11 protein-coding genes and 1 tRNA gene are annotated in these 10,779 nt (G+C 65.4%); 3 read left to right on the top strand and 9 right to left on the bottom strand.

Features of this window, described 5'->3' with window-relative positions; all coding sequences use genetic code 11:
* Window positions 1-130: 130 nt before the first annotated feature.
* The 3 genes from ettA to J7E80_RS19640 form a co-directional block, all read right to left on the bottom strand.
* Window positions 131-1,813, bottom strand: a complete 1,683-nt coding sequence (ettA, locus tag J7E80_RS19650) for an energy-dependent translational throttle protein EttA (RefSeq protein WP_215053905.1) — start codon at window positions 1,811-1,813, stop codon at window positions 131-133.
* A gap of 46 nt (window positions 1,814-1,859) precedes the next feature.
* The gene (locus J7E80_RS23980; RefSeq protein ID WP_311380894.1) at window positions 1,860-2,411 is read right to left on the bottom strand and encodes a DUF6993 domain-containing protein; all 552 of its coding nucleotides are present in this window, start codon (window positions 2,409-2,411) and stop codon (window positions 1,860-1,862) included.
* 92 nt (window positions 2,412-2,503) lie between these two features.
* Entirely contained in the window at window positions 2,504-3,079 is a 576-nt protein-coding gene (locus tag J7E80_RS19640) for a single-stranded DNA-binding protein (RefSeq protein ID WP_215053904.1), read from the bottom strand.
* A gap of 213 nt (window positions 3,080-3,292) precedes the next feature.
* Between J7E80_RS19640 and J7E80_RS19635 the strand changes: the two genes are divergently transcribed.
* A tRNA-Arg gene (locus J7E80_RS19635) sits at window positions 3,293-3,365 on the top strand.
* Window positions 3,366-3,424: 59 nt separating this feature from the next.
* On the opposite strand, the gene J7E80_RS19630 is transcribed toward J7E80_RS19635, so the two are convergent.
* A complete protein-coding gene (locus tag J7E80_RS19630) occupies window positions 3,425-3,817 on the bottom strand; it encodes a DUF6221 family protein (protein WP_215053903.1) in 393 nt (130 codons plus the stop codon).
* A 448-nt stretch (window positions 3,818-4,265) separates the two neighbouring features.
* Between J7E80_RS19630 and J7E80_RS19625 the strand changes: the two genes are divergently transcribed.
* Window positions 4,266-4,643, top strand: a complete 378-nt coding sequence (locus tag J7E80_RS19625) for a lipopolysaccharide assembly LapA domain-containing protein (protein ID WP_396020813.1) — start codon at window positions 4,266-4,268, stop codon at window positions 4,641-4,643.
* Between the two features lie 53 nt (window positions 4,644-4,696).
* Here the strand turns inward: J7E80_RS19625 and J7E80_RS19620 are convergent, their stop codons facing one another.
* The 4 genes from J7E80_RS19620 to J7E80_RS19605 form a co-directional block, all read right to left on the bottom strand.
* Window positions 4,697-5,128, bottom strand: a complete 432-nt coding sequence (locus J7E80_RS19620) for an SRPBCC domain-containing protein (protein ID WP_215053902.1) — start codon at window positions 5,126-5,128, stop codon at window positions 4,697-4,699.
* 140 nt (window positions 5,129-5,268) lie between these two features.
* A complete protein-coding gene (locus J7E80_RS19615) occupies window positions 5,269-6,108 on the bottom strand; it encodes a sugar phosphate isomerase/epimerase (protein ID WP_215053901.1) in 840 nt (279 codons plus the stop codon).
* Entirely contained in the window at window positions 6,105-7,319 is a 1,215-nt protein-coding gene (locus J7E80_RS19610) for a dihydrodipicolinate synthase family protein (RefSeq protein ID WP_215053900.1), read from the bottom strand. The genes J7E80_RS19615 and J7E80_RS19610 overlap by 4 nt, the downstream gene beginning before the upstream one ends.
* Window positions 7,319-8,488 (bottom strand): Gfo/Idh/MocA family protein, encoded by a 1,170-nt coding sequence (locus tag J7E80_RS19605; protein WP_215053899.1) that lies wholly within the window; start codon window positions 8,486-8,488, stop codon window positions 7,319-7,321. Before J7E80_RS19605 ends, J7E80_RS19610 begins: the two co-directional genes overlap by 1 nt.
* A 178-nt stretch (window positions 8,489-8,666) precedes the next feature.
* On the opposite strand from J7E80_RS19605, the gene J7E80_RS19600 reads away from it, so the two are divergent.
* Window positions 8,667-9,752 carry a LacI family DNA-binding transcriptional regulator gene (locus tag J7E80_RS19600; RefSeq protein WP_215053898.1) on the top strand — a complete coding sequence of 362 codons (1,086 nt, stop codon included), beginning with the start codon at window positions 8,667-8,669 and terminating at the stop codon, window positions 9,750-9,752.
* 16 nt (window positions 9,753-9,768) lie between these two features.
* On the opposite strand, the gene J7E80_RS19595 is transcribed toward J7E80_RS19600, so the two are convergent.
* Window positions 9,769-10,674 (bottom strand): aldose 1-epimerase family protein, encoded by a 906-nt coding sequence (locus J7E80_RS19595; RefSeq protein ID WP_215053897.1) that lies wholly within the window; start codon window positions 10,672-10,674, stop codon window positions 9,769-9,771.
* Between the last annotated feature and the right edge of the window lie 105 nt (window positions 10,675-10,779).

The following is a 10,779-nucleotide window of genomic DNA, read 5'->3' as shown; positions in this document are numbered from 1 at the left end:
AGTAAACGGCATTGGGACTAGCCCTGGCTTCACGGCTGCCGCCCGCCGGCGGCGCGGCACGAATCCGAAAAGGCCGATTCCCGTCGGGGGAACCGGCCTTTTCGGTTTGTGCTTACGCGATGCAATACATCTAGTCGCGGGTGAGCCGGCGGTGCGTGACGCGGTGCGGCTTGGCGGCGTCGGGGCCGAGGCGCTGCACCTTGTTCTCCTCGTAGGATTCGAAGTTGCCCTCGAACCAGTACCACTTGGACGGGTTCTCGTCGTCGCCTTCGTAGGCCAGGATGTGCGTGGCCACCCGGTCCAGGAACCAGCGGTCGTGCGAGACCACTACGGCGCAGCCCGGGAATTCGAGCAGGGCGTTTTCCAGGCTGCTGAGGGTTTCAACGTCGAGGTCGTTGGTCGGTTCGTCGAGGAGCAGCAGGTTGCCGCCCTGTTTGAGGGTCAGTGCGAGGTTCAGCCGGTTGCGTTCACCGCCGGAGAGCACACCGGCCTTCTTCTGCTGGTCCGGACCCTTGAAGCCGAAGGCTGCGACGTAGGCGCGGGACGGCATTTCGACATTGCCGACCTGGATGAAGTCCAGCCCGTCGGACACGACCTCCCACAGCGTCTTGTTGGGATCGATGCCGCCGCGGCTCTGGTCCGCGTAGGAGATCTTGACGGAGTCGCCGATCTTCAAGTCGCCGCCGTCGAGCGGTTCGAGCCCCACGATGGTTTTGAAGAGCGTGGTCTTGCCGACGCCGTTGGGACCGATGACGCCCACAATGCCATTGCGCGGCAGCGAGAAGGACAGTCCGTCGATCAGGGTGCGGTCCTCGAAGCCCTTCTGCAGGTTCTTCGCCTCCAGCACCAGTCCGCCGAGGCGGGGGCCCGGCGGGATCTGGATTTCCTCGAAGTCCAGTTTCCGGGTCCGGTCAGCCTCGGCCGCCATTTCCTCATAGCGTGCAAGACGGGCCTTGGACTTGGTCTGGCGGCCCTTGGCGTTGGAGCGCACCCATTCCAGTTCCTCGGTAAGGCGCTTGGCCTGCTTGGCATCCTTCTTGCCCTGGATTTCGAGGCGGGCGCGCTTCTTCTCCAGGTACGTGGAGTAATTGCCCTCGTACGGGTAGAGGTGGCCGCGGTCCACTTCTGCAATCCATTCCGCGACGTGGTCCAGGAAGTACCGGTCGTGGGTGACGGCAAGGACGGCGCCGGCATAGCTGGACAGGTGCTGTTCCAGCCACAGCACGCTTTCGGCGTCGAGGTGGTTGGTGGGCTCGTCGAGCAGGAGCAGGTCCGGCTTCTGCAGCAGCAGCTTGCAGAGCGCCACGCGGCGGCGCTCACCACCGGAGAGGAGGGTCACGTCGGCATCGGCCGGCGGGCAGCGGAGGGCATCCATGGCCTGCTCGAGCTGGGAATCGAGGTCCCAGGCGTCGGCAGCGTCGATGGCCTCCTGCAGGTGGCCCATTTCCTCCAGCAGGGAGTCGTAATCGGCGTCGGGGCTGGCCATCTCCTCGGAGATTTCGTTGAAGCGCTGGATCTTGCCGTAGATCTCACCAACACCTTCCTGGACGTTGCCCAGGACGGTCTTTTCCTCGTTGAGCGGCGGTTCCTGGAGCAGGATTCCCACCGAGTAACCGGGGCTCAGCCGCGCCTCGCCGTTCGAGGGCGTGTCCAGACCTGCCATGATTTTCAGGATGGTGGACTTACCGGCACCGTTGGGGCCAACGACGCCGATCTTCGCACCGGGGAAGAACGACATGCTGACGTCGTCGAGAATAAGTTTTTCGCCAACAGCCTTACGGGCCTTGGTCATTGTGTAGATAAATTCCGCCATGGTTCCAAATCTAGTGGGTGGACGGGGATATCTCACATTCGGAGCGTCAGGCGGGAGCTCCCACGAAGCACTTCCCGTTCGCGAGGACTGGCAGCACCGTCACCGTCACTTTGCCGTTGCGGATTTGGCCAATGACGCATTCCTTGCCCCGGACCGCTGCCGCCTCCATGGAATCCACGTCCAGCCCCGTGGGGGTGCGGTCCGCCGAAATCTCCAGGGATGCAGCCGGAACACCCGCGGCGGTCAGTGCCTGCTGGATCTGTTCCGCGCCCGGCCTCGGGGTTCCGGCGGCGACGGCGCCCAAGGCGTCCGACATCGTCTTCTGCAGCCGGGTCGTTGCCGTACCTGGTGTTGCCGCTCCGGTCGGGGCTGTTCCGTGGGATGCCGTTCCGTGGGATGCCACGCCTGGTGGTGGCGACGAGGACGGGCTGGCTGCAGGATTGCCTGTCCCGGGTTGCTGGCTGGCTCCGGAACTGCAGGCAGCCAGACCTGTGAGCAGCCCTGTGAGCAGCACCGTTGCGAGCGCAACCCGGACCGATACGCCGCTGACGCAGCCCAAGGATCTGGTGTTCGGTTGAAGTATCTCGCGTCGCGCCACGCTGCCATTCTGCCATGCGGCAGGGCCCAGCCATGCGGCACGGCTCTTGCCATGCGGCACCGCGGGGGTACGCTGCCGCATCGCCCCGCCGGTCAGGCTGCGGCCCCTGTGAGCTCGCCCGTTTCGGAGTCGAGCTGCATGGTTTCACCCGTGGAATCGTCGATGAAGATGCCGGCCGCGGCAGTGTCATCGTCATCCCCTTCCTCGTCAGGCCCCGCGTCATCGTTGCGGTCAGAGGGCTTTGAACTGCTCCCCTCACCGTGCCCGTCGTGTTCGCCACCAACGGCCGCCACGGCAGGCTGGGAGTTGTTGCCTGCAGTCCGCGTGAAGTTGGCGGAGCCCCACATGAGATCGTGGCCCACGGACTCGGCGTCGATCTCAGCGACGTGGTAGATCCGGCCTTCCTTTTCCCAGCTCCGCATCTTCAACCGCCCAACGATGATCACCCGCTGTCCCCTCTTGATGCTGCAGCCCATGTTCCCGGCCAGCTGCCGGTACCCCTGGACGGTGAACCAGTTTGTGTTGCCGTCCACCCAGGTGCTGCTGGCGCGGTCATAACGGCGGTCGGTCGAGCCGAGGCGGAACGACGCAGTGGCCACACCGCCGGGCGTGGTGGAGCTCCTGATCTCCGTGGCGACGAAGCCCCGGACAGTAATGTTGTCAGTCATCTTGGTGTCCTGTCTCGATGTGTCTTGCCCTAGCAGGCATCTCCAGCATCAACCGGCCGCGAGCCGGCCGCGAGGTCTAAAGTGCCCTATGTGGATAACCGGGTTCAGGGCGTCACAACGCGGTCGGGCGAAACGTTGCAAGCCCTGCCTCCGTCTGGCCGGAAGTCAATGTAAACTTTTTGAGGCACCCGGGAACACGCCGGGCAACCACATGCCCCAGTAGCTCAGGGGATAGAGCAGCGGCCTTCTAATCCGCCGGTCGGGGGTTCGATTCCCTCCTGGGGCACAGAAGAAAAGCGGTCCTGACCTGCGGAAAGCACGTCAGGACCGCTTCTTCATGGGCACTCAGAGCTCGATCGCCCAGCCTTGCTGGTAGTCGGGGTGGTCCCTATACGGGGATGCCATGCACATGAGGACGTATTCGCTGGTCCCGCCGACCTCACTGGGAATGTCGGTGACGAGCGGGACATTGGCCAGCATCTGTCGTTTGGCGGCGCATTCCGCGAGGATGCGGCCGGGGTTGAACTGTGCGATGTAGACCCGGTCTTCGGCTTTGCAGGCGAGGTATCCCGGGCGGTGGTCGGCATAGGCGTCGAGGACAGCACGTTCGTCCGCGGCGTAGAGCGCGGGGGTAGGGGTTCCGGCTTTCCTGAACCATTCCCAGGGCGCGGGGGACGCTGCCTGGGCGACGGCTTCGTCTTCGCTGATTCTGGCTTCAAGGAAATCGATGATATCCATGCCTTCATCCTGCCATCAGCGGCACTCGTTGAGCGGCGTGTCTTCGGGGCCGCCGACGGCCGACTCGTCGCCCGGTATCTGAACAGCAAGATCTGCGTCCGTTTCGACGGTTCCGTGCACACTCGATGCTGCGAAGCGTCGAGACGGCAGGGAATCGTCGAAACGGATTCGGCACGAGGATTTGGCCGAGGGGGCTGAGTCGCGCACCGGTCCGACACGCGGAATCAAAGGATGCCAAGCATGCTTACTATAAGCGGGAAACGTGCTTATGATCGGAGTGGGCGCCGGCACAGTGATGTGGCGCCGGCGCCCACGCACCCGCCCTGATGCGGGGCGAACACCGGAAGGATTCACTGGCATGCAGCAGAGTCGATCTGAGCGCGACCCACACGAGCAGCAATCGTCACCGCCTCCGGCGCAGGCTTCTGGACCTGCCGTACCTGAGCCTTTGGAAGAACAGCGTCCCGCCGCCGGGATGGGTCAAACCCGGCCCGGCACCGCCGCTCTTCCAGGTTATGACGGAACCTCCACCCCATCGGCGGCCAATGCGGAACCAAAACGTCAGGTCACCCGGGCCGGCATGATCTGGGTCTCGGTTGCATCGGCACTCGTGGTCCTTGTGCTGCTGATCGTCTTCATCCTGCAGAACCAGGAACTGGTCCAAGTGAAGTTCTTCGGTCTGGAAGGCGCTGTGTCCCTCGGCATGGCCCTGTTCATCGCGGCAGTGGGCGGAGGGGTCCTCGTGGCCATGGCCGGCGCTGCCCGGATCATCCAACTCCGGGCCGCTGAACACCGCCGCCGGGTATCGGCCGCACGCCTGCGCTAAAAGACCGGCTGCCAGGAATCCGTGCCCGCTCCCCGAATCAGCGCACCAGGGAATCAGCGCGCCAGATAGTCCTTGAGGTTGCCGAGTATCATCTCCCACAGTTTGGCGGACTCCTCCGCCTCGGAGTCGCTCCGGTTATTGCCCTGAGTAATGGTGACCTCGGTGCCGTCGTCCTTGGGAGCCAGGCGGTACTCCACTGTGTGGTAGTTCTCGGGAATGTCAGGGAGACCGCTCAAGGGGCTGAAGTGGCTGATCCGAAGGAGCTCGTTGGGCCTGCTCTCCAGAACGGTCCCCTTGTCCTCGTAGGCCTTGCCCTTCCACTCCCCTGCAAAGGTGACGGGATCGCCTTCCTGCCAGGTGGACGTGACATTCGTGCCGAGGAAATATTCTCTGACGTCGGAGGGATCGGTGAGAGCTTTCCAGACCCGCCCGGGTCCAGCCCCCACAACGACGGATACGACGGCGTCCTTGCCCCGCTCATTCATCAGCTGCCTCCTGGTCACTTGCTCGCGAGCCTCACCCTACGCCCCGCGGACGGCACAGGTAAGGGCAGCGCGCGATGGCGCCGGCACCGTTGATCCAGTGCCGGCGCCGGCGCCATATAGTTGCGCGCCGTTAGCGGGGATTAGGCAAAGGGCAGCACCAGTTCCGCGTAGCGCTCCTTCATGGCCGCGAGGACCGTGTCGCCGTCGGCATCCCAAATCTCGCGGTTGAAGATTTCCACCTCGATGTCGCCGGTGTAACCGGCGTCCCGTACCCAGGTGCCGATGGCCGCGAAGTCGATGACGCCGTCGCCCATCATTCCCCGGGACAGCAGCGCGTCGGCTGCGATCGGCAGGTTGAAGTCGCAGACCTGGTAGGAGGCGATGCGGCCTTCACGGCCGGCCCGATTGATCTGCGCCTTTAGCTCCGGATCCCACCATACGTGGAAGGTATCGACAGCGACGCCGACCGCCTTCGCGTCGTAGGGGGCCGCCAAATCGAGGGCCTGCCCCAACGTTGAGATCAGGGCGCGGTCCGCCGCGTACATCGGGTGCAGCGGTTCCAGCACCAGGCGGATTCCGTGCTCGGCGGCGAACGGCACGAGGTCCTCGAGGCGGTCGGCCACGCGCCGGCGGGCAGCCACCACGTCCTTCTCCCCCGGCGCCAGTCCGCCGACCACGAGGAACAGTTCCTGCGTGTCCAGTGCCACCGCCTCAAGGACGGCCGCACGGTTGTCTGCGAGCGCGGCAGCCTGGCCATCGGGATCAGGGGCGGTCAGGAACCCTCCACGGCACAGCGACGATACCCGCAGTCCAGCGTCCTTGATGAGCCTGGCGGCTTTGTCGAGGCCGGCATCGGCAACGATGTCCCGCCAGGGCCCGATCGCCGGGATACCGGCCCTGACGCAGCCGTCGACCGCCTCGGCCAGGGTCCACTTCTTGGTGGTGGCACTGTTCAGTGACAACCGTGAAAAGTCGCTCATACTCCCACCCCGTTGATCCGCAGGTAATCGGACATCCGGAACGCCGCCAGTGCGGGATCCTTCAGCAGGCCCGCTTGGTCGGCCAGTTCAAACGTTGTGGCCAGGTGCACCACGGAGCGTCCGGAGTGGAGCCCTCCCACCATCTGGAATCCCGACTGCTTGCCGTTAAGCCAGGACAGGAAGGCGATGCCGGTCTTGTAGTAGAAAGTTGGCGCGCTAAAGATGTGCTTGCCGAGGTCACGGGTGGAATCGAGGATTGCGCGGCCTTTGGCGGCGTCGCCGGCCTCGTAGCGCTGCAGGGCGGCGGAGGCAGCCGGGTAGATGGCGGCGAAGATGCCGAGCAGGGCGTCCGAGTGGCTGGTGCCGTCGCCGTCGATGAGCTCCGGGTAGTTGAAGTCGTCCCCCGTGTAGAGGCGGACGCCCTCCGGCAGGGCGGCGCGCAGGGCAACCTCGTGACCGGCGTCCAGGAGGGAGACCTTGACCCCGTCCACCTTGTCTGCATGTTCCCGGATGAGCGAAAGGAATGTCTCTGTGGCACGGGGGACGTCCTCCGAACCCCAGTACCCGGCGAGCGCGGGGTCGAACATGGTGCCGAGCCAGTGCAGGATGACAGGCTGGTCCGCTTCCCGCAGGAGGGTCGAGTAAACGTGCAGGTAGTCGTCCGGCCCGCTCGCCACTTTGGCCAGCGCACGGGACGCCATCAGGATGACTTTCGGCCCTGCTTCGCTGACGACGGCAACCTGCTCGCGGTAGGCATTCAGGACTGCCTCGATGCCGGCCGCGCCGGTGGACAGCGAGGCCAGGTCCAGCTGATCGGTCCCGGCGCCGCAGGACACGAGGTCGCGCACCGACTTGCCTGCAATTGCGGCATCGCCGGCGGAGACCACGGCGGCGGCTTCCACGCCGGTCCGCTTAATGAGCTGCTGGGTGGCTTCCCAGTCCAGGCCCATGCCGCGTTGGGCGGTGTCCATGGCGTCGGCAACGCCGAGTCCATAGGACCAAAGTTCATGGCGGTAGGCGAGGGTGGCGTCCCAGTCGAGGCGCGCCGGAGCTCCCGGTGTGTTGTCCGCCGTTACTTCAGGGATGACATGCGCTGCAGCATACGCGCGCCGTGCGGTCAAAGGCGCACTCGGCTTGGCCCAGTTCGCCGCGGCTTTGAGGCGGTACTCGCGGGTGCCGCCGTCGGAGGTGGGAAGGATGAGGGATGTCATCAGAGCGTGATCTCCGGGATGTCGAGGGTGCGGCGTTCGTCGTTGGACTGCAGGCCGAGTTCGGCGAGCTGGACGCCGCGGGCGGCGGAGAGCAGACCGAAGCGGTGTTCGCGGCCGGCGACGACGTCACGCAGGAATTCTTCCCACTGCAGCTTGAAGCCGTTGTCCAGCTCTGCGTTGGCCGGGACTTCCTGCCACTGGCTGCGGAATGATTCCGTGACGGGCAGGTCCGGGTTCCAGACCGGCTTGGGCGTGTGGGCGCGCTGCTGCGCGACGCATTTGTTCAGGCCTGCGACGGCGGAACCGTGGGTGCCGTCGACCTGGAATTCGACCAGTTCGTCGCGGTACACGCGGACGGCCCAAGAGGAGTTGATCTGGCCGATCACGGGCTCCCCTGCCGGCGTCTCGAGTTCGAAGATCCCGTAGGAGGCGTCGTCGGCGGTGGCCTTGTATTCCTTGCCGGCTTCGTCCCAGCGGACGGGGATGTGGGTGGCCGTCTTGGCGTTGACGGTCCTCACCTTGCCGATGATTCCTTCCAGGACGTAGTTCCAGTGGCAGAACATGTCCGTGGTCATGCCGCCGCCGTCCTCCTTGCGGTAGTTCCAAGACGGCCGCTGGGCAGCCTGGACATCGCCTTCGAAGACCCAGTAGCCGAATTCCCCGCGGATGGAGAGGATGCGGCCGAAGAAACCTTCATCCACCAGGCGGCGGAGCTTGACCAGTCCGGGCAGGTAGAGCTTGTCGTGCACCACGCCGGCGGTGACCCCGGCCTCCTTACCGATGCGGGCCAGCTCGGTGGCTTCCTCGAGCGTTTCGGCCGTGGGCTTCTCGGTGAAGATGTGTTTGCCGGCTTCCATGGCCTTCTTCAGGGTGGCGGCACGCAGGCTGGTCATGGAGGCATCAAAGACGACGTCGACTGTGGGGTCGCTGATCACCGCGTCCAGATCAGTGGTCCATTCGGCGACCTTGTGCAGCTCGGCCAGCTCGCGGATCTTCGCTTCGTTGCGGCCCACCAGGATCGGCTCGACCTGGACCTTGGTGCCGTCCTCGAGGGTGAAGCCTCCGGCGTCGCGGATGGGAAGGAGCGACCGCAGCAGATGCTGGCGGTAGCCCATCCGGCCGGTGATGCCGTTCATGGCGATGCGGATCGTCTTTGTTTCGAAGCCCATGTTTCCTCTTCAGGTAGTCGGCGGAGCAAGAATGAATCGGGAAAGCGCATTCCCGCTGCGTCAATAATGCACATCGCAAGCGGTTATTGGCAAGCGCTTTCCCCAAATTCCTGCAACTGCCATAATGAATCCATCGCCGCAGCTGCCCGAAGCTGAGGCTGTTGAACAGGAGTTTTCTGTGGCCGCAAGCACGCTGACCGAAGTCGCCCGGCTGGCCGGGGTCTCCCCCGCCACCGCCTCCCGTGTCCTCAACGGTTCCGCCAGGACACCGGGTCCGGACATCGCGGACCGCGTCCGGAAAGCCGCCGAATCCCTCGGCTACATCCCGAATGCCCAGGCACAAGGGCTGGCCAAGTCGAGCTCTGGACTCATCGGACTGATCGTCCACGACATCGCCGATCCCTACTTTTCGGCCATCGCCCGGGGCGTCCAGGCAGCTGCACGCGACCAGCACAAGATGGTGCTGCTGGCCACCACTGCCGGAACGCCCGACGACGAGCGGGCCGCGGTCGCCGCTTTTGCCGCTCGGCGGGCCGACTCGATCGTCATTGCCGGCTCCCGCTCTATCCGTCAGCAGGACCGGGAAGGCAATGCCGTGCTGGCCGCAGAGCTGGACCGGTACTGCCGCAATGGCGGCCGGGTGGGGGTCGTGGGACATCCCGTCGTCGGCGCATCAGCTCCCGAGGGCTACCACGTCGTGGCCGTTCCGAATGAGGATCTTGCCGCGGAACTCGCCCGTGAACTTGCGGCATTCCACAACGGTGACTTCGTGGTCATCGGCGGCCCGCAGGGGCTCCTCACCTCCGATGACCGCGTCCGCGGCTTCCAGCGGGGCCTGGAATCGGCCGGGCTGCCACCGGCGGAAGTCCTGCGCAGCGGCTTTGACCGCTCCGGAGGGTACGAGGCCGGACTCGCACTCGCCAAACGGATCAAGGTTGGGCAGTCAGCGGCTTCCGGTGCTTCACGGCTCTGCATCTTCGCAGTCAACGACGTCATGGCCATCGGCGCCGCCGCGGCACTCCGCTCCGAGGGCCTGCGCATTCCGCGCGACGCTGCCATTGCAGGGTTTGACGACATTGAAACACTGCGCGACTTCCGCCCGGCGCTGTCCACCGTACGGCTTCCCCTCGAAGAAATCGGCCGCCTGGCTGTACCGGTTACTGCTACCGGAGGCCAAGCTCCCGACGGCGGCACTGTGGTTCCCGTGACAGGTCAGGTGACGCTTCGCCGCAGCACTGAGGCCGTGGCGGAGGCTGCTGCCTAGCCATGTAGCCTAGCTGTCAACGGCTGAGGGCGCGGATGGTCCAGCCGGCTTCGTGCGTGGCGCCAGGCCCCAGCTCCACGAGGTCGGTTCCCGAGTTGAATGCGTCCGGGGGGCATGTCATCGGCTCGACCGCCAGCCCCAGCCGGTCCGGGCCGATCGGCTTGTCACCGGTGTGGACCTGCACCCAGGCACAGGCCTGGTCCCACTCGAGCTCCACGCCGCTGCCTGAAGGGTCAAATACGCGCACCGCTGCGAGGCCATCCTGCGTGCGGCTGATTCCCGTGAAGGCATGGTCGATCCGGATGCTTCCCAAGAGCCGCTCGGCGCGGAAGTCGAAGGTGTGGCCCGCCACCGATTCCAGCTGGAGAGGCAACAGCCGGTCCGGGGTGACTTCCAGGAATTCACCGGCGGGGAGCTCCAGTGTCCACTCATCCAGCGGAGCAGTCCCCGCCACCAGGTAGGGGTGCGGGCAGACCCCGTAGGGTGCGGCTACGTCGCCGGTGTTGGTGGCGGCAACAGTGCAGTGCAGGCCGTCCTCGCGGAGCTCATAGGAGGCCATGATCTGCAGCCGGCCGGGGTAGGCAGGACCGGAGTCGATCCGGCAATTCAGCGTGACGGATGAATCTGTGCGCACCGCAGTGCTCCAGGGGGCATCGAGCGCCAGCCCGTGGAGAGCCGTATGGCGGTGCGGCTCGTTAATGGCGATCTGGAAGGTTCTGCCGGCGTGGCGGTAGCGGCCGTCGGCGACCCGGTTGGGCCAGGGTGCGCAGACCACGCCTCGGTAATCCGGGATGGAACCCTCGGCCCCGAAGCTGACCACCAGGTCGCGGCTGCCGTGCCGCAGTTCCCGCAGGGCTCCGCTGCGCTCCGTGATGATCGCAGAATAAGGGCCGAAGCTGATGCTGTGTTCTGTGGCCGGCATGGGACTCCTCGGGCGATTGTTAGCGCTAACCATTCCCCGTCAGGGTATCGCATCTGGAGCGAGGGTGCATTCGATCGGCCACTGGAAGCAAGAGGTGCGGACCTC

The sequence above is a fragment of the Arthrobacter sp. ISL-28 genome (assembly GCF_018613875.1).
Taxonomy (GTDB): domain Bacteria; phylum Actinomycetota; class Actinomycetes; order Actinomycetales; family Micrococcaceae; genus Arthrobacter.
Note: the sequence above shows the minus strand (reverse complement) of the source record. Positions and strands in the feature narration are given on the sequence as shown.

Excerpts from the sequence above, each read along its gene's own strand:
- ettA (WP_215053905.1), bottom strand. The coding sequence starts at position 1,813 with ATGGCGGAATTTATCTACACAATGACCAAGGCCCGTAAGGCTGTTGGC.
- J7E80_RS19605 (WP_215053899.1), bottom strand. The coding sequence starts at position 8,488 with ATGGGCTTCGAAACAAAGACGATCCGCATCGCCATGAACGGCATCACC.
- J7E80_RS19615 (WP_215053901.1), bottom strand. The coding sequence starts at position 6,108 with ATGAGCGACTTTTCACGGTTGTCACTGAACAGTGCCACCACCAAGAAG.
- J7E80_RS19610 (WP_215053900.1), bottom strand. The coding sequence starts at position 7,319 with ATGACATCCCTCATCCTTCCCACCTCCGACGGCGGCACCCGCGAGTAC.
- J7E80_RS19620 (WP_215053902.1), bottom strand. The coding sequence starts at position 5,128 with ATGAATGAGCGGGGCAAGGACGCCGTCGTATCCGTCGTTGTGGGGGCT.
- J7E80_RS19640 (WP_215053904.1), bottom strand. The coding sequence starts at position 3,079 with ATGACTGACAACATTACTGTCCGGGGCTTCGTCGCCACGGAGATCAGG.
- J7E80_RS19595 (WP_215053897.1), bottom strand. The coding sequence starts at position 10,674 with ATGCCGGCCACAGAACACAGCATCAGCTTCGGCCCTTATTCTGCGATC.
- J7E80_RS19630 (WP_215053903.1), bottom strand. The coding sequence starts at position 3,817 with ATGGATATCATCGATTTCCTTGAAGCCAGAATCAGCGAAGACGAAGCC.